Here is an 18653-nt window from a genome sequence, read left to right on the forward strand (position 1 = left end):
AAGGCTGTGATATCCCTGTGGGAGCCACAGGTATGGAGCAGCTCTCAAAGGCTGTGATATCCCTGTGGGAGCCACAGGTATGGAGCAGCTCTCAATGGCTGTGATATCCCTGTGGGAGCCACAGGTATGGAGCAGCTCTCAAAGGCTGTGATATCCCTGTGGGAGCCACAGGTATGGAGCAGCCCTCAAAGGCTGTGATATCCCTGTGGGAGCCACAGGTATGGAGCAGCTCTCAAAGGCTGTGATATCCCTGTGGGAGCCACAGGTATGGAGCAGCTCTCAATTGCTGTGATATCCCTGTGGGAGCCACAGGTATGGAGCAGCTCTCAATGGCTGTGATATCTCTGTGGGAGCGGGTTTACCCGCGAAAGGGCCAGTACAGGAAAAACGGAGTTCAGCGCCAGCTCTCTTTCACCGCACCGCGCCGCCCACCCAGGATCACCCAGCCAATCCCCAGCAACAGGCTCTCGACCACGAAGGCCAGCACGAACCCGGCCCCGATACCCCAGCCAACCGCCTCGGGCACCAGCAGAATCTGATAGCTGTAGCCATCGAGCGTTTCCTGGCGCAGTTGCGGGTCCGCCTGCACCAGCACATGCCAGGCGCGGCTCGCCCACCCGCCCTGCAACGCCTGCCACTCATCCTCCAGCAGCTGGTTACGCACCAGCAGGCTCTCGATGCTGTTGGCGTCACTCAGGAACACCGGGTCGTCGCTGGTGCGGTAGTGCCGCACCAGCGCCTGCAAGTCGCCCTTGAAGAAGCGCTCGGCAGTCTGCTTGAAGCCATCGAGCGCCTGGCGCGACTCGAACACATGCGCCTCGACCCGCTGGCTGTAATCCTTGACCAGCCCGGGCACCTGGATACCGGCCAGCAGGCCGAAGGTGAACAGCAGCAACCGCAGGTAACTTCTGAACATGCAGCGTCCTTAGCTTTGCCCTTGGGCCACGCACTCGCCGTGCCGCCACAGGGCCCATTGCCCCGGCTCGTAGCGCCGCCAGGTCTCGTTTTCGGTCAAGGCCTCGGTGGCGATCACCGTGACCACGTCGTTGGGGGTGGTTTCGGTGTGAAAATCGACGATCAGGTCGACATCCTTCAGGCGTGCAGCGCCAAACGGCGCGCGCCGGGTGATGTGCACCAGCTTGGTCGAACAGAAGCAGAACAACCAGTCGCCGTCGCTGAGCAGGCAGTTGAACACGCCTTTGCCGCGGTATTCGGCACAGGCTTCGACCAGCACCGGCAGCATCTGTTCCACCTCGACCGGCTCCGGGAACGCCGCGCGGATGCGGTTGAGCAGGTCGCAGAAGGCCGCCTCGCTGTCGGTGTCGCCCACCGGGCGGTAGAAGGTCGCCTGGCCCTTGAACTCACCAAGCTGGCCGTTGTGCGCGAAGCACCAGTTGCGGCCCCACATCTCGCGGACGAACGGGTGGGTGTTGGACAGGCACACGCGGCCGACATTGGCCTGGCGGATGTGGCCGATCACCACCTCGCTCTTGATCGGGTAGCGCTGCACCAGGTTGGCCACTTCCGACTCGCTGCTCGCCGCCGGGTCCTGGAACAGGCGCAGGCCGCGCCCTTCGTAGAAGCCGATGCCCCAGCCGTCACGGTGCGGGCCGGTGCGGCCACCGCGCTGCATCAGGCCGGTGAAGCTGAAGACGATGTCGGTGGGGACGTTGGCGCTCATGCCCAGCAGTTCGCACATGGGTTGTCTCCGCTTACAGACGGGGCTCGACCCGGCCACGGCCACCGGCTGGCGGGGCGGGCGGCGGGTCGTTGCGGTAACGGTCATTGCGCTCGGCGGCCATCGGCGTCTCGCTGACCACGGCGTTGTCCTCGGCGGCGCGGCGCTGGGCGGCCGCCTCGGCCTGCTCGCGGCGGTCGCGGGCGCGACGTTGCAACGGCCAGCGGATCAGCACGAAGACGATGTACAGGGCGAAGGCGATCATGCCGTACATGGCGATGTCCGACACCGCCCGCCAGGCGTTGCCGCCGACCTTGAAGGCCAGGTCCAGCGCGGTGATGGCGATGGCCGGGGCGAAGCTGTCCTTGACCGGGTCGACCACGGTCGGGGTGAACAGCAGCACCGCCACGATCACCCGCAGCGGTTCACGCAGCCAGCGCCACATCCAGCCGGTGAGCTTGAAAGCCACCAGCAGGCACCCCAGGGCGGCAACGGCGTAGACCGCCCAGGCGAAGGTATAGTCGTTCTGGATCATGGTGTTCGTGCAAGCCAGGCAAAGAGATGCCTATGATAAACACTTTTCAGGGCGCAGACAGCGTTTGCCTGTCAGGCCCTTCGCAGGGCTAGCCCTTCCGCGATCCCTGTGGGAGCGGGCTTGCCCGCGAAGAGGCCGGCCCAGGCAACCCCAATCAAGAGACCCCCGATGCCAATCAAGCCCCAACCGCCCATCGCCCGTCAGGACCAGGCCGCCGATCCCTACGCCTGGCTGCAACAGCGCGACACCCCCGAAGTGCTCGACTACCTGCACGCGGAAAACGCCTATCAGGAAGCCTGCCTGGCCGACCAGGCGCCGCTGCGCGAACAGCTGTTCGAAGAGATCAAGGGCCGCATCCTCGAAACCGACCTGTCGCTGCCCTCGCCCTGGGGCCCGTACCTGTACTACACCCGCACCACCGCCGGTGACGAGTACCCGCGCCACTACCGCTGCCCGCGCCCGGCCGACGACACCAACACGGTCGATGAAAGCCAGGAGCAACTGCTGCTCGACCCCAACGCCCTGGCCAACGGCGGCTTCCTGTCGCTGGGCGCGTTCAACGTCAGCCCCGACCACCGCCTGCTGGCCTACAGCCTCGACACCAGCGGCGACGAGATCTACACCCTCTACGTCAAGGACCTGGCCAGCGGCGAGGTGAGCACCCTGCCCTTCGCCGACTGCGACGGCAGCCTGACCTGGGCCAACGACAGCCAGACGCTGTTCTTCAGCGAGCTGGACGACACCCACCGGCCCTGGCGCCTGCGCCGCCATACCCTGGGCGAGGCCGGCGCGACGACCGTGTTCGAAGAAGCCGACGGCCGCTTCTTCCTGCACTGCTACCGCACCAGTTCCGAGCGCCAGCTGGTGCTGCTGCTCAACAGCAAGACCACCAGCGAAGCCTGGGTACTCGACGCCGAGACTCCGCAGGGCGCCTTCACCTGCCTGGCCCCGCGGGTCGAAAACCACGAATACTTCCCCGACCACGGCCAGCTCGATGGCCAGTGGCGCTGGTTCATCCGCAGCAACCAGGCCGGCATCAACTTCGCCCTTTACCACGCCCAGGCCACGCCGGTGCCAAGCCGTGAAGACTGGCAGGTGCTGGTGCCGCACAGCGACCAGGTGATGCTCGAAGGCCTGAGCCTGAATGCCGGCGCCCTGACCCTGAGCCTGCGTGAAGGCGGCCTGCCGATCATCGAAGTGCGCCCGCAGGGCCTGGCGCCCTATCGCGTCGAATTGCCCGACGCGGCCTACAGCCTGTACGTGCAGGACAGCCTGGAGTTCGTCAGCAGCCGCGTGCGCCTGCGCTACGAAGCCCTCAACCGCCCGGCCCAGGTGCGCCAGCTGGAACTGGCCACGGGCGCCCAGGCGGTGCTCAAGCAAACCCCGGTGCTCGGTGAGTTCGACGCCGACGACTACGTCAGCGAGCGCCTGTGGGCCACCGCTGCGGACGGCACCCAGGTGCCGATCAGCCTGGTGCGCCGCCGCCAGGACCAGGGCCAGAACGTACCGCTGTACCTCTATGGCTATGGTGCCTACGGCGAAAGCCTCGACCCGTGGTTCTCCCACGCCCGCCTGAGCCTGCTGCAACGCGGCGTGGCCTTCGCCATCGCCCACGTGCGCGGCGGCGGCGAGCTGGGCGAGGCCTGGTACCGTGCCGGCAAGCAGGAGCACAAGGGCAACACCTTCAGCGACTTCATCGCCTGCGCCGAACACCTGGTCGCCCAGGGCGTGACCGCGCCCGAGCGCCTGGCCATCAGCGGCGGCAGCGCCGGTGGCCTGCTGATGGGCGCGGTGCTCAACCTGCGCCCGGATCTGTTCCGCTGCGCCATCGCCGAAGTGCCGTTCGTCGACGTGCTCAACACCATGCTCGACCCCGAGCTGCCGCTGACCGTCACCGAGTACGACGAATGGGGCAACCCCGAGGAGCCCGAGGTGTATGCGCGCATCAAGGCCTACGCGCCCTATGAGAACGTCAGCGCCCAGGCCTACCCGGCCATGCTGGTGGTGGCTGGCTACAACGACAGCCGCGTGCAGTACTGGGAAGCGGCCAAGTGGGTGGCGCGCCTGCGCACGCGCAAGACCGACGACAACCTGCTGCTGCTCAAGACCGAGATGGGCGCCGGGCATGGCGGCATGAGCGGGCGTTACCAGGGGCTGAAGGATGTGGCCCTGGAGTACGCGTTCGTCTTCAATGAGCTGGGCGTGGTGTAAAACGCGTTTTTCGTTGTCATACCGAACGGCGAGGGCTTTGCCCTCGTTTCGCGACACAAGGCCGCTCCTACAAGCTATCGCGTTCCCCTGTAGGAGCGGTCTTGTGTCGCGAAAGGGCCGCAAAGCGGCCCCATTACTCAAAGACAACAACAATCGCAAAGAAGAACAACACATGCCCGACCCAAGCCTCCTCAGCGCCGAAATCCGCGACATGCTCATGGATTGCGGCCTGTTCGACACCCTCCAGCTCGCCGACTTCCACACCGCCGCCGGCTACTTCAGCCTCACGAGCATGAGCGAGGGCGAAACCATCTTCAACGAAGGCGACGCCGGCACCTTCATGTGCATCCTGCACCACGGCGTGGTCTCGGTGCGCAAGGCCGACGGCAACGGCAACCCGGTGGAAATCACCATCCTGCGCAGCGGCCGCGCCTTCGGCGAAATGGCCGTGCTCGACGGCGAGCGCCGCTCGGCCAGCTGCGTGGCCGCCAGCGACTGCCAGCTGCTGACCCTGGGCAAGGATTCTCTGGAAAAGATGCTCAACGAAGCACCGCGGATTGCCGCGAAGATCATTCGGGCGCTGGCGGTGGCGCTGTCGAAGCGGCTGCGCATGCAAGACGGCCAACGTCTGTCGCTTTAGTCATCCTGCTCGGCCGATTTACCCGAATCCTGGCGCAACCCCGGCAAAGGCTGGTCCTTGGGCGGCCCGGGCACGGGCATCGGCGGCAGCAGCGGCGCGCCGGGCTGGCTGTCGTAGGCCTTGGGCGGCGTGCTCGGGGTGATCTGCGGATAGGGCGTGGGCGTCGGTGTGCCGGGGGCACCCGGGACCGGGGTGTTCAGCCGTGGTGGCGTGCCCGCGGCTTGCGCCAGGGGCATGGCGGCGGCAAGCAGCGCGGCGAGGAGTGCAGGAAACATCGGCAACCTCCTGTCGGGAACCTTCCTACAGGCTACGCCGATATTCGAGTTTTCGCCTGTCCGCCTGCCCCGCAAGCGCGCTAGACTCAATGGCATAACCGTCATCTGCCTGATCAGAACAAAGGAAACACCATGAGTTCGGCTTCCACCTCCGCCGCCACCGCCCGCCTCGACCGCATCCTCGCCGACGCCAAGCGCGACAAGGAGATGGGCTACCGCGACAAGGCCCTGAAGATGTACCCGCACGTGTGCGGCCGCTGCGCCCGCGAATTCGCCGGCAAGCGCCTGAGCGAGCTGACCGTGCACCACCGCGACCACAACCACGACAACAACCCGCAGGACGGCTCCAACTGGGAGCTGCTGTGCCTGTACTGCCACGACAACGAGCACTCGCGCTACACCGACCAGCAGTACTTCAGCGAAGGCTCCACCAGCACCCCGAGCATCGCCAAGGCCACCCACAACCCGTTCGCCGCGCTGGCGGGCATGCTCAAGAAAGACTGATCGTCGCGACTCCTGTCGGTGCAAATCCCCGCCGCCGCCGGCAAGCCCGTATAATCGCGCTCTTTTTTTCGCGAAGGGCCCCGGCACGTGGCAAACAAACGGTACAGCTGCATCGGCCTGTTCAACCCCAAGTCTGCGGAGAACGTCGGTTCGGTGATGCGCGCAGCGGGTTGCTACGGCGTCAATTCGGTGTTCTACACCGGCAAGCGCTATGAGCGCGCGCGTGACTTCGTCACCGATACCAAGCGGGTGCATTACGACATTCCGCTGATCGGCATCGACGACCTGCAGCGCATCATTCCCCTGGGTTGCACGCCGGTGGCGGTGGAGCTGGTGGAGGGCGCGCGGCCGCTGCCCGAATACACCCACCCGGACCGGGCGATCTATATCTTCGGGCCTGAGGATGGCTCGTTGAGCGAAGAGGTGCGGGGGTGGTGCGAAGAGACCATCTACATTCCCACCGAGGGCTGCATGAACCTGGCGGCGACGGTGAATGTGGTGCTGTATGACCGGTTGGCCAAAGGGCTGAATACCCGTTCAGGGCCTAAGTTCAAGTAAAAAGGCCGCCTTTGCGACAGCAGGTCCGGCCTCTTCGCGGGTAAACCCGCTCCCACAGCGACCGCACAGATTTCAAGGCCTGCGCAATTCCTGTGGGAGCGGGTTCACCCGCGAAGGGGCCGGCCCTGCTTACGCAAGGCGGCCGGATTGGTGCTGAGCTCCGTCAGAACAGCACCGGTCTTGCTCAGGTCACGAAGCGTTGATCCAGATGGTCTTCAGCTCCGTGTACTGGTCGTGGGCCCAGATGGACTTGTCGCGCCCACCAAAGCCAGACTCCTTGTAGCCACCGAACGGCGTGGTGACGTCACCCTCGCCGAAGCAGTTGACCGTCACCACGCCCGCGCGGATTTCACGCGACAGGCGCAGCGCATTGCGCAGGCTGCCGGTGTAGGCCGAGGCCGCCAGGCCGTAGACCGTGTCGTTGGCCAGCTCGATGGCCTCGTCGATGGTCTCGAAGCTGGTCACGCTCAGCACCGGGCCAAAGATCTCTTCGACGAACAGCTTGTTGTCACGGCCGACGTTGTCGACGATGGTCGGCTGGATGTACACGCCCTGTTCGGCCTCGCCACCCTGGACGACGTCGAGTTTCTGCTCGGCGGCGTATTCCAGGTACGACTTGACCTTCTCGAAGTGCGACTTGCTGACCATCGCGCCCAGGCGGTTTTCCGGGTCGAGCGGGTCGCCCAGTTTCCAGTCCTTCAGGTGCTTGGCGATCAGGCTCAGCAGCTCGTCCTTGACGTCCTTGTGGACGATCAGGCGCGAGGATGCCGAGCAGTTCTCGCCCATGTTCCAGAACGCGCCGGCAGTGACGAACTGGGCCACTTCGTCGAGGTCTTCGCAGTCGTTCATGACCACGGCCGGGTTCTTGCCACCCAGCTCCAGGACGATGCGCTTGAGGTTGGACTCGGCAGCGTATTTCAGGAACAGGCGACCGGTGTCGGTGGAGCCGGTGAAGCTGACCATCGGGATGTCCATGTGGCGGCCGATGGCTTCGCCCACTTCACGGCCACCGCCAGGCACCAGGTTGAACACGCCAGCAGGGATGCCCGCCTCATGGGCCAGTTCGGCCACGCGCAGGGCGCTGAGGGTGGTTTCCTTGGCCGGCTTGACCACGATCGAGCAACCGGCGGCCAGCGACGGGGCGATCTTCCAGGCCAGCATCAGCAGCGGGAAGTTCCACGGCAGCACCAGGCCGACCACGCCGATGGCTTCGCGCACGACCATGGTCACGGCAGCGTTGCCGGTCGGGGCGGTGGCGTCGTAGATCTTGTCGATCAGCTCGGCGTGCCAGCGAATGGTGTGGATGGTTTCCGGCACGTCGACGGTCTGGCACTCGCTGACCGGCTTGCCGCTGTCCAGCGCTTCCAGCACCGCCAGCTCATGGGCGTTGTCTTCCAGCAGCTGGGCGAACTTCTGCAGCACGTGCTTGCGATCGTTCGGCTGCATCTTCGACCAGGTGCCTTCCTCGAACACACGCTTGGCCGCGGCCACGGCGACGTTCACGTCGTTGACGTCGCAGGCGGCGATTTCCGCCAGCTGCTGGCCGGTGGCCGGGTTGGTGGTGACAAAGGTGCGGCCGGAGATGGCATCGCGGAACTCACCGTCGATGAACGCCTGGTTGCGCAGTTGCAGTTCGGCGGCGATGGCCGCGTATTGTTCCTTGCTCAGCAATTCAGCCATTTTCCAAGCTCCTTACTTGATCTGGGCGATGGTGGCCTTCAGTTCGGTGACCACGCGCTTGAGTTCGGCCTTCTCGGCGTCATCCAGGTCGTACAGCGGCTTGCGCACGCCACCGGTCTTCAGGCCGTTGAGGGCGACACCGTTCTTGATCGCCTGGACGAACTTGCCACCTTCGAGGAAGTCCATCAGCGGCATCATGGCGGCCATGATCTTGCGGCCCTTGTCGAAGTTCTTCTCGATCACGCAGGCCTCGTACAGGGCCACGTGCTCGCGCGGGATGAAGTTGGAGCCGGCGCAGACCCAGCTCTTGGCGCCCCAGGCGAAGAACTCCAGGGCCTGGTCGTCCCAGCCGCAGGACAGCTGGATGTTCGGGCGCTGGATGGCCAGGCGGTGCAGCTGGGCCATATCACCGGAGCTTTCCTTGATGGCGACGATGTTCTTCACGTCGGCCACGGCGTCGAAGAACTCTTCGCCCATGCTCACGCTCATGCGGCCCGGGTAGTTGTAGAGCATGATCGGCAGGCCGGCGGCAGCGTCGACGGCTTTGACGTGCAGGGCGATTTCCTGCTGGGTCGGCAGCGCGTACGGCGGGGTGCCGACCAGCAGCGCGTCGGCCTTGATTTCCTTGGCGTGCTGGGCGAAAGCCACGGCGTCTTCGGTGCGGATGCCACCGGTGCCGACGATCAGCGGCAGGCGGCCATTGAGCACGTCCTTGGCCTGGGCGGCCAGTTCGATGCGCTCCTGGGTGGTGTGGGCGTAGTACTCGCCGGTGGAGCCGCCGATGATGACGCCATGGATCTTCGACTCGACCAGGTACTCGAGCACTTCGGCGAACGCCGCCTTGTCGATCGAGCCGTCCGCAGCCAGCGGAGTGATTGCCGGGGTGTAGATGCCTTCGAATTTCACGGTAGGTTCTCCAGTGCGTTGATCAGTGTTGTAAAGGCCACGCCGGATCGACGCCGTGGCGGGTTGTCATGGGTTCAGTTCAGCGACGCGGCTTCTTGCAGGTTCATCGAGCGGGTTTCCGGGGCCAGCGCCACCGAGAAGGCCAGGCCGACGAAGGTCACGGCGGCGGCGGCGTACATGGTGGCGCCGATGCCGTAGCTATCCAGGGCGATCGGCACCAGCCAGGTGCCGACGGCAGCACCGATGCGCGACATCGAGGTGCCCACGCCCACGGCGCCGGCGCGGATTTCGGTCGGGAAGATCTCGTTCGGGTAGACCAGCTGCAGCACCTGGGCACCACCGATGAACAAAGCGTAGGCGCCGAACAGCATGAGGATGAGCATTTCGTTGCCGTTGCTGAACGCGCCCAGGCCAAGCAGCGCCAGCCCCGACCAGAAGAAGCTGTGCAGCAGCGTGGTGCGCCGGCCCACGGTGTTCAGCAGGCGGGTGCCGATGATGCAGCCGACCACGAACAGGCAGGTGATGGCTACCGAGCCGATTGCGGCCCAGTCGCCCTTGAGGTTCAGCGCACCCAGCACCTTGGGCGCGAAGGCATAGACGGCGAACACCGGGATCACCGAGCAGGTCCAGAACATGGTGACGAACAGCATGCGCTTGCCATAGCCGGAGTGCAGCAGGCTGAGGAACGACAGCTTGCGGGTCTTGGGCTCCTCGGGCAGGTTCTTCAGGCTGAATTCGCTGCCGTAGACACGTTTGATCACCTGCTCGGCCTCGGCCGAACGGCCCTTGCTGATCAGCCAGCGCGGCGACTCGGGGGTGCCCAGGCGGATGGCGAACAGCAGCGCGCCAATCACCGCAGCGCTGGCCAGCACCAGGCGCCAGGCATCGTCGCCACCGTGGCGCAGGATCGCTTCACCGACCATGTAGGCGGTGGCGGCACCGGCGAACCACAGCACGGTCAGGGTGGCCAGGCGAGGGCCGCGGTTCTTCTTGGGCAGGAATTCCACCAGCAGCGAGGTCGCCACCGGATACTCGATGCCCACCGCGATGCCGATGGCGAAGCGCAGCAGGAACAGGGCCAGCGCCGACTCCACCCAGAACTGCGCCACCGAGGCAAGGATGAACAAGGTCGGGCCGACGAAGAACACGCGCTTGCGGCCGAAGCGGTCGGTCAGCCAGCCGCCGAAGAAACCACCGAAGAAGATACCGATCAGCGCCGAGGCGGCGATCATGCCCTGCCAGAAGGCCGTCAGGGCAAGGCCGGCAGACATCTGCACCATGGCCACGCCGATGATGCTCAGCACATAGCCATCGACGAACGAACCGCCACCGGAACGCAGGGTCAGCAACTGGTGGAAGTTGTTGATCGGTACATCTTCAATCGAAATATTCGGACTTGTCATTGTTAGTTCCTACCACTTCTTGCGTGCACATATTCAAGGCGAGCGCGTCCGCGACACTGAAAAAACACTTCAGCCCCGGGTGATCGGAGTACGCCTCTCGATCATCGATTTCGGGCAAAGGGCGCCCGTGCCGGGTAACTATGACCGGCTTCGAATGTTCTTTCGTTCTAACTCAGCCATGGATCAGCTTTCTTTGCCAGCGCGGAACTGCCCCCACATCAGGTTGGCGTTCAAGCCCAGGGAAACCAGGGGCTGCGGCGGGTTCGCACAAGGCCCTGGGGCATTGAGCAGAAACTCGATCAGTTCGTTCTTGTCCCCCGCCAGCCAGTCGGCCAGCAACTTGCCGGTGACCGTACCGCGGGTAACCCCCAGGCCGTTGCAGCACAACGCGCCCACCACATTCGGCGCCAACTTGCCGAAGAAGCCCATGTGATTGCGCGACAGTGCCAGGGCGCCGCCCCAGGTATATTCGAAGTTCACGTCCGGCAACATCGGGAAGCGCCGGGCAAACGATTCGCGGTGGCGCTCGACGAAGCGTTCGAGGTACTTGCGGTTGCTGCGCCCGTCGGGGTTGTAGCTGAAGCTGTTGCGGATCAGCAGGCGGTTGTCGACGGTGCGGCGCATGGTGGTGCCGAACGGGTCGGCCGGGATCACGCCCCAGTAGGGCTTGCCGCCCAGGCGCGCCTGCTCGTCCTCGGTCAGCGGGCGGGTGATGCTGCCGTAGGTGAACACCGGCAGCATGCGGCCCTTGAGGAAGCCGAAGCTCATGCCGAAGGCATTGGTGGTGAGCACCAGCTTGTCGGCGGTGATCGAACCGTTGGCGTGGCGCAGCACCACCTTGTCGCCGTAGTCGACTTCGGTGATCGGCGTGTGTTCGTAGAGCGAGACGTTGCTCGGCAGGCTGTCGGCCAGGCCCTTCACCAAGGCAGAGGGCTGCAGCAGCGCGGTGCCGGGGGTGAACAGGCCCTTGCGGTAGAAGTGCGTGCCGATGTGCTCGGGCAGGTCGCGGCCCTCGATCACTTCGTAGGGCTGGCCAAGCTTGTCCAGGCCACGGCGGTAGGCGTCGAGCACGGCGATGCCGCGGTCCTCGATGGCGGCCTGGTACTTGCCGCAGTGGCGGAACTGGCACTCGATGTCGTAGCGCTCGATCAATTCCTTGAGGTACGACTGCCCACCCAGGTTGAGCTTGAGGACCGTCTTGGCGATATCGATGTCACCGATGTAGTCCTCGGCGCCGATGTCGTGGGGCAGGTCGATGGCGAACCCGGCGTTGCGCCCGGAGGTGCCGAAACCGACCTCCTGGGCCTCGATCAGCACGATCTCGTCGTCGGGGAAGTTCGTTGCCAGCTGGCGCGCGGCGGCAAGGCCGGTGAAGCCGGCGCCGACCACCACCCAGCGGGCCTGGCTGTGGCCACTGTGGGCCGGCCTTGGCGTGCGCGGCTTGCTCAGGTGATACCAGCCACAGGTGGCATCATCAGCAGGTAACGAACTTATTCTTGTCATGTCACTAACCTGGTGCTTGTTGTTGTCGGTGGGCATCGCCAAAGGCGAAACCCGGGTCATTCATATCTGCAGCGGTATATCCAGCCCTTGCGGTGCGGCGTACTCGGCCATGCGCCGACGGGACAGCTCGAAGTGCTCGCGCACCAGCTGGCCAGCGGTTTGCGGGTCGCGGCGCTCGATGGCTTCGATCATCTGGTCGTGTTGATCGCAGGCGACTTCGAGGTCGCGCTGCATGTCGTCGGTGGTCGGGTGGCGGTAGAAGATCTTGCCCAGGCGGGTGTGGTCGATCAGCAGTCGACGCAGGCTCGGCATCAGGTAGTCGTTGTGCGCCATCTTGCCGATTTCCAGGTGGAAGGCGTCGTTGTAGAGCACCCGATTTTCCACGTCACGGGCTTCGATGGCCTGACGGAACTGGGCCTGGATGGCCTTGAGGGTTTCGATTTCCGCTGCAGAGGCGTAGGTCGCGGCCAGCTGGGTGGTGGCGACGTAGATCAGCGGCGCGGCAACGTAGAAGCTGTGCAGCGACTCGTGGTTCATGGCGGCGACGCGAGGGGCGCGGTTGGCTTCCAGCTCGATGTAGCCTTCAGCGGCGATCTGGCGCAGCAGCTCACGAACCGGGGGGCGCGACAGGCCGAATTCGTCGCACAGGGCCAGCTCGTCCACCACGGCGCCCGGGGCCAGTTCCATGCTGAGGATCCGGCGGCGCAGGGCTTCGGCGAGGACGGCCTTGCGGTCCTGCGGCACTTCTGCGGCGAGTGGTTGAACGGTGGCTTTCATGGCGGCCTTCTTTGTTGTCATAGAGCTATGTCTACTATTTGTATAACGACTATAGGGCACTGTTAGACAATGTGTCTACAGCATTTTCGATGAACGGCGAAATCTCGCGGAGCCCCTGTTTTAAAGGGTTTTGGGGATACCAAGGGTGAGATTAAACACCCTCAAGGCTGCATTGCCAAACCGGACAGGTAATTATCCAGAACAGACAAATGTGCAAAATGTGCCGGCCTCTTCGCGGGTAAACCCGCTCCCACAGGTACAGCACAGGTTTCGAATCCGGTGCAAATAAAAAAGCCACCTGCAGGCAGATGGCTTTCTTCGCTTCACGCCGAATCAGGCAGCGGCCAACGCCTCCCGCCGCTCATGGCGCTTGCTGGTAATCACCCCCAACACCAGGATCACCAGCGCCAACGCCAAGGTCAGCGATACCTCCATCCGGTGCTGCGGCATCACGAACATGGTCCCCAGGGCAAAGATGATGAAGCCGATCACGGCATAGGTCAGCCACGGGTACAGCCACATCCTGAAGGCGATCTCGACGTTCTGCCGCTGCAGGATGGCGCGCATGCGCAGCTGCGAGAAGGCGATCGCCAGGTACACCAGCAGCGCGATGGAGCCGGAGCTGGCCAGCAGGAAGGCGAACACTTCGGCCGGGGCGAAGTAGTTGACGATGGTCGCCAGCATGCCGATCAACGTGCTGCCGATCACCGCCGCACGCGGCACGCCGACCTTGGAGGTGCGCTGGATGAAGCCCGGCGCATCGCCGCGCTTGCTCAGCGAGTAGAGCATCCGCGACGAGATGTAGATCGACGAGTTCAGGCAGCTGGCCACCGCCACCAGCACCACCATGTCCACCAGCAGCTTGGCATACGGGATGTGCATGATTTCCAGCGCGCGCTGGTAGGAGCCCTGTACCGGCAGCAGCGGGTCGTTCCACGGCACCACCGAGATGATCACGAAGATCGACAGCAGGTAGAACACGCTGATGCGCCAGATCACCGAGCGGGTGGCCTTGGCGATGTTGCGCGCCGGGTCTTTCGATTCGGAGGCGGCGATGGTCACCGCCTCGGTGCCCAGGTAGCTGAACATGGTGGTGAGCAAGGCACCGATGATCGCCGTCCAGCCATTGGGCATGAAACCGCCCTGCACTTCCAGCAAGCGCGGCAGGCCGCTGACCTCGCGCCCCGGCAGCACGCCGGCCAGCGCCGCGGCACCGAGGGCGATGAAGGCGACGATGGCGATCACCTTGAGCATGGCGAACCAGAACTCGAACTCGCCGTACTTGGCGACGCTGAACAGGTTGGTGGCGGTCAGCAGCACGGTCATGCTCAGGGCGAAGAACCAGGCATCGATGTGCGGGAACCAGTTGTTGAGGACCACGCCGGCGGCGATGGCTTCGATGGGGATGACCAGCACCCAGAACCACCAGTACAACCAACCGATGGTGAACCCGGCCCAGCGCCCGATGGCGCGGTCGGCGTAGGTGGAGAAGGAGCCGGTGTCGGGGCTGGCGACGGCCATTTCGCCGAGCATGCGCATCACCAGCACCACCAGCGCCCCGGCCAGGGCGTAGGCGACGATCGCCGAAGGCCCGGCGGCGGCGATGGCGTGCCCGGAGCCGATGAACAGCCCGGCGCCGATCACCCCGGCGATGGAAAGCATGGTCACATGGCGTTGCTTGAAGCCTTGCGCCAGCTGATTGCCGGCGCCACTCGCGCTTGTCATTGTCATCCTGATCCCTGCTGTTGTTTTTTTGTGGAGGGGGACGTGAAGCTCCTGGGTCGAAACCCAGCGTGGATGAGCTTCGCGCGGGATCAAGTTAATCCTGCGCGGGCCTGGCCCAGTTGCCCGTATCCGCCAGGCAGTTGACCAGACCGGACATCGGCACGTGCGCAATGCCCATTGCAGAGCCTTCGCGACCGCCCGGCACAGGGAATGAACGCTGACGCCTGCGGGTGGGTCAGCTGCTTACATTCCACAAGGAGGGCTTGCCATGCTCGATATCCATTCCGCTCCGAGGTCGCCGGAGCACAATGTCCATGGCCTGGAACGGGCCGGCTCGCTGGCCGGCGGGGCGCTGATGTTCACCAAGGGCATGCGCCACGGCGGCCTGGTAGGGCTGCTGCAGATGGTGGTGGGTGGCCTGGCGGTGGCGCGCGGGGTCAGCGGGCATTGCTCGACCAAGGCCTGGTGGCTCAGGCACCGGCAGGAATATCATCGGTTGCGCGCGGACATCGAACGCAGTGCAGCGGAGCTGGAGGTGCTCAGGGCCAGTGCCGAAGCGGCTACCCGAGGGGTGACGGTGACTGGCAAGGATCCGTTGACTGGCCGTTGAATCTGTGTGGCCTGCCCCGGCCTCTTCGCGGGTAAACCCGCTCCCACAGGATCACCGCAGGTCTGGATAACTGTGCAGTACCTGTGGCTCCCACAGGATCACCACAGGTCTGGATAACTGTGCAGTACCTGTGGGAGCGGGTTTACCCGCGAAGAGGCCGGGGCAGGCTAGCGCAGCGCTTTGCTTTGTAACACCTCGGACCTGCGCCCCAGCACATTCTCGCTGATCTGCACGAACTCCTCGGTACTCACACTCGGCAACCGCATCAGTGCGCGGGTCACGTCATCCAGCGAACGCTTGGCCTGGGTGTGGATGCGGATTTCCTTGTCCAGCGCCTGCAACAGCACCACGCCACGGGCCACCTGGGCCGGGCTGGCATGCTCGCCGCGCAGCTGGGTGACCTTGTCGCCCTGCTTGTGCAGGCGCGCCTGCCACAGCGCATGGCGGTCATCGCTGATGCCGCCGGCACGGCGCAGCAGTTCGGTGGCGTAATACTCGGTCAGGCTGTGCCCCAGCCAATCACTGTTGTCGCGCACGCGAATCTGCGCGAACAGTTGCACCAGCTCGCGCAGCAGCGGGCTGCTGCCATTCTCGCTGACCATCGGCCGGCTGCTGTGCAGGTAGATCGACCCCCCCGCCGCCATCGCCCCGCGCCACAGGCCATCACGCGCCCCCACCAGCAGCAGCTTGCCCGGGTTGCGCGGGAACACCGCCTGCAACTGCGGCCAGACGAAGGTCAGCAAGGTCAGGCTGTCCATCCGCCGCATGCCCTGCCCCACCGGCGCGGCCACGGTGACATCGGTTTCGCCCAGGCGCGCGCGACGGCTGCCGAGGTCGCCGGCGAGCATCCAGCCGGTCGGGCGGTCGAACAGGCGCGAGACGTTGTCGATGCGGAACTTGTCCTTGCCGATGCGCGGCCAGGGGGTTTCGATGCTTTTCCAGCCTTCCGGCAGGTCGACGGCCAGCCGCGCCACCAGTTCGGTGCCGTCCTGCTGGTCGAGGCGTGCCGGCGGTACCAGCTGGTCGCCGAGGAACAGCGCCCAATGCGGGGTGATGCGCGAGGTATAGGCGCCGCTGCGCTGCTTCTGGTCGAGCTTGACCCGGTAGCTGAGGCTGGTCTTGCCGGCCGCCGGGCGCCACACGCCCCGCTCGCCCTGCTGCTGCCACTGGCCGTCGGCCTGGAAGCCGCTATACGCCCCGGCCTTGCCGAGGTCGAAGTCCAGGCTGCGCACGGCGCTGCCCTCCTCCAGGGTCAGGCGCACTTCGGCCTGGCCGGTGGCGGGCAGCAGGCGCACCTGGTAATCGAGGTCGACCTTCTTCGCCCAGGCCGGCGAGCTGGCCATCAGGCCCAGGAGCAGCAACAGCGGGTAACGCATACAGAAACTCCTTGTTCCCCAGCGCCGACAGGCGCCGCTCAGCTGGCGCGGAAAATCAGGTGATCTTCCCAGTCGTCTTCGTCCACCTCGTGCTCACTGAGCATACGCCCCGACTGCGAGATGCGCTGCTCGTGCACCTGCTGGCGATCGCCGCAGATCAGGTGGTGCCACTCAGGCAGGTCCTTGCCCTCGCTGACCAGGCGGTAGCCGCAGGTGCTCGGCAGCCACTTGAACTGGTCGGCCTTGCCCGGGGTCAGCTGGATGCAGTCGGGGACGTGGGCGAAACGATTGGGGTAGTCGCTGCACTGGCAGGTATCGAGGTCGAGCAACTTGCAGGCGATGCGCGTGTAATAGACGCTGTTGTCGTCCTCGTCCTCGAGTTTTTGCAGGCAGCACAGGCCGCAGCCGTCGCACAGCGACTCCCACTCTTGCGGACTGAGTTGTTCGAGGGTCTTGCGCCGCCAGAACGGGGCGTTTTCAGCGTTCATCACCTTGTTTCCTGCAGTCGTCTCGGCGCCGCAGCGCGCGGCGGCGCCAGTCTAGAGCCTGGCCCGCGGCAACGCTAGACCGCTTGTCAGCATCGGGGGTAACGCAGTAGCGTTGGCGCTTTGCCATCCACTTGCCGGAGCCGCCATGAGCGCTACCCCCCGCATTGCCGATTACGCCATCAATGAGCAGTTCATCAACCGCTGGTCACCGCGTGCCTTCACTGCCGAGCCGATCAGCGAAGAGACCCTGCTGAGCTTCCTCGAAGCCGCGCGTTGGGCGCCGTCGGCCTACAATTCGCAGCCGTGGCGCTTCCTCTATGCGCGCCGCGACACGCCAAGCTGGGAGCGTTACCTGAGCCTGCTGGTGCCGTTCAACCGCAGCTGGGCGCAGCAGGCCTCGGCGCTGGTGCTGGTGATTTCCAAGACCACCTTCGCCGCGCCCGGCTCGACGGAAGAAAAACCCGCCCTGTGGCATACCTTCGACACCGGCTCCGCCTGGGGCCACCTGGCGTTGCAGGCGAGCATCAGCGGCTGGCACACCCACGGCATGGCCGGGTTCGACCAGGACCTGGCGCGTAAAGAGCTGAAGATTCCGGAAGGCTACGTGCTGCATGCCATGGTGGCTATCGGCAAGCTGGGCGACAAGGCCAGCCTGGACGAGGCGCTGCAGGCGCGTGAAGTGCCGAGCCCGCGTCGGCCGTTGAGCGAGTTGGCGGCTGAGGGGGATTTCAGCCTGTAAGCCTTGTTTTGCCTGTCCCGGCCTCTTCGCGGGTGAACCCGCTCCCACAGGATACATATCGCCCTGTGGGAGCGGGTTCACCCGCGAAGAGGCCGGGACAGGCTGACAGCGCTCAGTAACCCCGGGCGAAATCGACTTCGCCCCGCAACCCCTGCCCCGCCGCATAGGCCCGCACGTTCTCGACGAACAACCGCACCATCGCCGCCGGCGAGGTCGGCGCCGAGCTGTGCCCGGTCAGCAGCAAACCCCAGGCGGTCCAGAACGGATGCCGCTGGGGCAACGGCTCCTGCCGGCACACGTCGATCACCGCACCCGCCAGGTGCCCCTGCTTCAACGCCTCGACCAGGTCGGCATCGACCACCGCCGCGCCGCGCCCGGCATTGATGAACAACGCCGAGGGCTGGAAGCACTTGAACAGCGCCGCGTCATACAGGTCATGGGTGGCCGGCGTATCCGGCAACAGGTTCAGCACGTAATCCATCTGCCCGACCCGGCTCGGCAAGTCCGCCAACGCGGCCACCTCGACGAACGGCGCCTGCTCGCGGGCGCTGCTGGCCACGCCATAAAGCGTCACACCGAACGGCACGAGGAACTCGGCCACCCGCTGGCCGATGTCGCCGGTACCGACGATCAGCACCTTGCGCCCTTCCAGGCTGCGCCCGGGGCGATCATCCCAGCGTCGCTCCACCTGGCTGACCAGCCGCGACAGCACCTCGCGCTCGTGGCCGAGCATGTAGGTCAGCATGTATTCGGCCATCACCTGGCCGAAGATGCCCACTGCACGGGTCAGGCGGTAATCGCGCGGCAGGCCCTGGGCCAGCAGCGGAGTGATCCCGGCCCAGGTGGATTGCATCCAGTCCGGCGTGTGGCCTTGCCGCAGCAGGCTCGCCAGCAGGTCCGGCTGGCCCAGCCAGACCGGGCACTGCGGCGCCTGGCGGGCCAGTTCGGCGGAATCGCCGCTGGTCAGGATGTCCAGGTCCGGCGCAATTGCATGCAGCAGCTCGGCGTATCGGGCATGGTCATGCTCAGCGATCAATACGCGCAT

At 65.2% G+C, this 18653-nt stretch carries 19 protein-coding genes; 6 read left to right on the forward strand and 13 right to left on the reverse strand.

Annotated elements, in window-relative coordinates; genetic code table 11:
* Window positions 1–394: 394 nt before the first annotated feature.
* Genes ACIP21_RS15820 through ACIP21_RS15830 form a run of 3 tightly spaced genes read right to left on the reverse strand, consistent with a single transcriptional unit; the run spans window position 395 to window position 2213 of the window.
* Window positions 395–916, reverse strand: a complete 522-nt coding sequence (locus ACIP21_RS15820; RefSeq protein WP_400689112.1) for a DUF2937 family protein — start codon at window positions 914–916, stop codon at window positions 395–397.
* Window positions 917–925: 9 nt separating this feature from the next.
* Window positions 926–1699, reverse strand: a complete 774-nt coding sequence (locus ACIP21_RS15825) for a class II glutamine amidotransferase (RefSeq protein WP_400689114.1) — start codon at window positions 1697–1699, stop codon at window positions 926–928.
* 13 nt (window positions 1700–1712) lie between these two features.
* Window positions 1713–2213 (reverse strand): MFS transporter, encoded by a 501-nt coding sequence (locus ACIP21_RS15830; protein WP_400689116.1) that lies wholly within the window; start codon window positions 2211–2213, stop codon window positions 1713–1715.
* 168 nt (window positions 2214–2381) lie between these two features.
* On the opposite strand from ACIP21_RS15830, the gene ACIP21_RS15835 reads away from it, so the two are divergent.
* Together ACIP21_RS15835 and ACIP21_RS15840 are read left to right on the forward strand one after the other, a co-directional pair.
* Window positions 2382–4424 carry a S9 family peptidase gene (locus ACIP21_RS15835; protein ID WP_400689119.1) on the forward strand — a complete coding sequence of 681 codons (2043 nt, stop codon included), beginning with the start codon at window positions 2382–2384 and terminating at the stop codon, window positions 4422–4424.
* Window positions 4425–4596: 172 nt separating this feature from the next.
* Complete coding sequence (locus tag ACIP21_RS15840) at window positions 4597–5064, forward strand: Crp/Fnr family transcriptional regulator (protein ID WP_400689122.1); 468 nt, start codon at window positions 4597–4599, stop codon at window positions 5062–5064.
* Here the strand turns inward: ACIP21_RS15840 and ACIP21_RS15845 are convergent.
* The gene (locus ACIP21_RS15845; protein ID WP_400689125.1) at window positions 5061–5339 is read right to left on the reverse strand and encodes a hypothetical protein; all 279 of its coding nucleotides are present in this window, start codon (window positions 5337–5339) and stop codon (window positions 5061–5063) included. The genes ACIP21_RS15840 and ACIP21_RS15845 overlap by 4 nt on opposite strands.
* A gap of 132 nt (window positions 5340–5471) precedes the next feature.
* On the opposite strand from ACIP21_RS15845, the gene ACIP21_RS15850 reads away from it, so the two are divergent.
* Together ACIP21_RS15850 and ACIP21_RS15855 are read left to right on the forward strand one after the other, a co-directional pair.
* Window positions 5472–5843, forward strand: coding sequence for a YajD family HNH nuclease (locus ACIP21_RS15850; RefSeq protein ID WP_400689128.1), 372 nt, complete (start codon window positions 5472–5474; stop codon window positions 5841–5843).
* 87 nt (window positions 5844–5930) lie between these two features.
* Window positions 5931–6401, forward strand: coding sequence for an RNA methyltransferase (locus ACIP21_RS15855; RefSeq protein ID WP_012273680.1), 471 nt, complete (start codon window positions 5931–5933; stop codon window positions 6399–6401).
* A gap of 189 nt (window positions 6402–6590) precedes the next feature.
* On the opposite strand, the gene ACIP21_RS15860 is transcribed toward ACIP21_RS15855, so the two are convergent.
* From ACIP21_RS15860 to gabP, 6 genes are all read right to left on the reverse strand, one after another.
* Window positions 6591–8081 (reverse strand): aldehyde dehydrogenase, encoded by a 1491-nt coding sequence (locus tag ACIP21_RS15860; RefSeq protein WP_400689130.1) that lies wholly within the window; start codon window positions 8079–8081, stop codon window positions 6591–6593.
* A gap of 12 nt (window positions 8082–8093) precedes the next feature.
* The gene (locus tag ACIP21_RS15865; protein WP_198753546.1) at window positions 8094–8987 is read right to left on the reverse strand and encodes a dihydrodipicolinate synthase family protein; all 894 of its coding nucleotides are present in this window, start codon (window positions 8985–8987) and stop codon (window positions 8094–8096) included.
* 74 nt (window positions 8988–9061) lie between these two features.
* Window positions 9062–10390, reverse strand: coding sequence for an MFS transporter (locus tag ACIP21_RS15870; RefSeq protein WP_400689133.1), 1329 nt, complete (start codon window positions 10388–10390; stop codon window positions 9062–9064).
* 183 nt (window positions 10391–10573) lie between these two features.
* A complete protein-coding gene (locus tag ACIP21_RS15875; RefSeq protein ID WP_400689136.1) occupies window positions 10574–11893 on the reverse strand; it encodes an NAD(P)/FAD-dependent oxidoreductase in 1320 nt (439 codons plus the stop codon).
* A 60-nt stretch (window positions 11894–11953) separates the two neighbouring features.
* A complete protein-coding gene (locus ACIP21_RS15880) occupies window positions 11954–12670 on the reverse strand; it encodes a GntR family transcriptional regulator (RefSeq protein WP_400689138.1) in 717 nt (238 codons plus the stop codon).
* Between the two features lie 333 nt (window positions 12671–13003).
* Window positions 13004–14401, reverse strand: coding sequence for a GABA permease (gene gabP / locus ACIP21_RS15885; protein ID WP_400689140.1), 1398 nt, complete (start codon window positions 14399–14401; stop codon window positions 13004–13006).
* Between the two features lie 262 nt (window positions 14402–14663).
* Here gabP and ACIP21_RS15890 point away from each other — a divergent pair, with 262 nt between their 5' ends.
* On the forward strand, window positions 14664–15005 hold the full coding sequence (locus ACIP21_RS15890) for a DUF2892 domain-containing protein (RefSeq protein WP_400689143.1): 342 nt from the start codon (window positions 14664–14666) through the stop codon (window positions 15003–15005).
* A gap of 167 nt (window positions 15006–15172) precedes the next feature.
* On the opposite strand, the gene ACIP21_RS15895 is transcribed toward ACIP21_RS15890, so the two are convergent.
* The gene (locus ACIP21_RS15895; RefSeq protein WP_400689145.1) at window positions 15173–16381 is read right to left on the reverse strand and encodes a hypothetical protein; all 1209 of its coding nucleotides are present in this window, start codon (window positions 16379–16381) and stop codon (window positions 15173–15175) included.
* Between the two features lie 38 nt (window positions 16382–16419).
* Window positions 16420–16869: a YcgN family cysteine cluster protein gene (locus tag ACIP21_RS15900; RefSeq protein ID WP_400689148.1), complete on the reverse strand. Its 450-nt coding sequence runs from the start codon at window positions 16867–16869 to the stop codon at window positions 16420–16422.
* Window positions 16870–17014: 145 nt separating this feature from the next.
* On the opposite strand from ACIP21_RS15900, the gene ACIP21_RS15905 reads away from it, so the two are divergent.
* Window positions 17015–17608 carry a nitroreductase family protein gene (locus ACIP21_RS15905; RefSeq protein WP_400689151.1) on the forward strand — a complete coding sequence of 198 codons (594 nt, stop codon included), beginning with the start codon at window positions 17015–17017 and terminating at the stop codon, window positions 17606–17608.
* Between the two features lie 112 nt (window positions 17609–17720).
* Here the strand turns inward: ACIP21_RS15905 and ACIP21_RS15910 are convergent, their stop codons facing one another.
* Window positions 17721–18653 carry a D-2-hydroxyacid dehydrogenase gene (locus ACIP21_RS15910; protein ID WP_400689153.1) on the reverse strand — a complete coding sequence of 311 codons (933 nt, stop codon included), beginning with the start codon at window positions 18651–18653 and terminating at the stop codon, window positions 17721–17723.

Origin of the sequence: Pseudomonas sp. NPDC089401, from assembly GCF_044749485.1 — a bacterium.
In the GTDB taxonomy this organism is placed as follows: Bacteria; Pseudomonadota; Gammaproteobacteria; order Pseudomonadales; family Pseudomonadaceae; genus Aquipseudomonas.

Coding starts and splice junctions, on each gene's coding strand:
- ACIP21_RS15840 (WP_400689122.1), top strand. CDS start 4,597: ATGCCCGACCCAAGCCTCCTCAGCGCCGAAATCCGCGACATGCTCATG.
- ACIP21_RS15820 (WP_400689112.1), bottom strand. CDS start 916: ATGTTCAGAAGTTACCTGCGGTTGCTGCTGTTCACCTTCGGCCTGCTG.
- ACIP21_RS15875 (WP_400689136.1), bottom strand. CDS start 11,893: ATGACAAGAATAAGTTCGTTACCTGCTGATGATGCCACCTGTGGCTGG.
- ACIP21_RS15850 (WP_400689128.1), top strand. CDS start 5,472: ATGAGTTCGGCTTCCACCTCCGCCGCCACCGCCCGCCTCGACCGCATC.
- ACIP21_RS15895 (WP_400689145.1), bottom strand. CDS start 16,381: ATGCGTTACCCGCTGTTGCTGCTCCTGGGCCTGATGGCCAGCTCGCCG.
- ACIP21_RS15860 (WP_400689130.1), bottom strand. CDS start 8,081: ATGGCTGAATTGCTGAGCAAGGAACAATACGCGGCCATCGCCGCCGAA.
- gabP (WP_400689140.1), bottom strand. CDS start 14,401: ATGACAATGACAAGCGCGAGTGGCGCCGGCAATCAGCTGGCGCAAGGC.
- ACIP21_RS15890 (WP_400689143.1), top strand. CDS start 14,664: ATGCTCGATATCCATTCCGCTCCGAGGTCGCCGGAGCACAATGTCCAT.
- ACIP21_RS15910 (WP_400689153.1), bottom strand. CDS start 18,653: ATGCGCGTATTGATCGCTGAGCATGACCATGCCCGATACGCCGAGCTG.
- ACIP21_RS15900 (WP_400689148.1), bottom strand. CDS start 16,869: ATGAACGCTGAAAACGCCCCGTTCTGGCGGCGCAAGACCCTCGAACAA.
- ACIP21_RS15825 (WP_400689114.1), bottom strand. CDS start 1,699: ATGTGCGAACTGCTGGGCATGAGCGCCAACGTCCCCACCGACATCGTC.
- ACIP21_RS15845 (WP_400689125.1), bottom strand. CDS start 5,339: ATGTTTCCTGCACTCCTCGCCGCGCTGCTTGCCGCCGCCATGCCCCTG.
- ACIP21_RS15905 (WP_400689151.1), top strand. CDS start 17,015: ATGAGCGCTACCCCCCGCATTGCCGATTACGCCATCAATGAGCAGTTC.
- ACIP21_RS15870 (WP_400689133.1), bottom strand. CDS start 10,390: ATGACAAGTCCGAATATTTCGATTGAAGATGTACCGATCAACAACTTC.
- ACIP21_RS15835 (WP_400689119.1), top strand. CDS start 2,382: ATGCCAATCAAGCCCCAACCGCCCATCGCCCGTCAGGACCAGGCCGCC.
- ACIP21_RS15880 (WP_400689138.1), bottom strand. CDS start 12,670: ATGAAAGCCACCGTTCAACCACTCGCCGCAGAAGTGCCGCAGGACCGC.
- ACIP21_RS15830 (WP_400689116.1), bottom strand. CDS start 2,213: ATGATCCAGAACGACTATACCTTCGCCTGGGCGGTCTACGCCGTTGCC.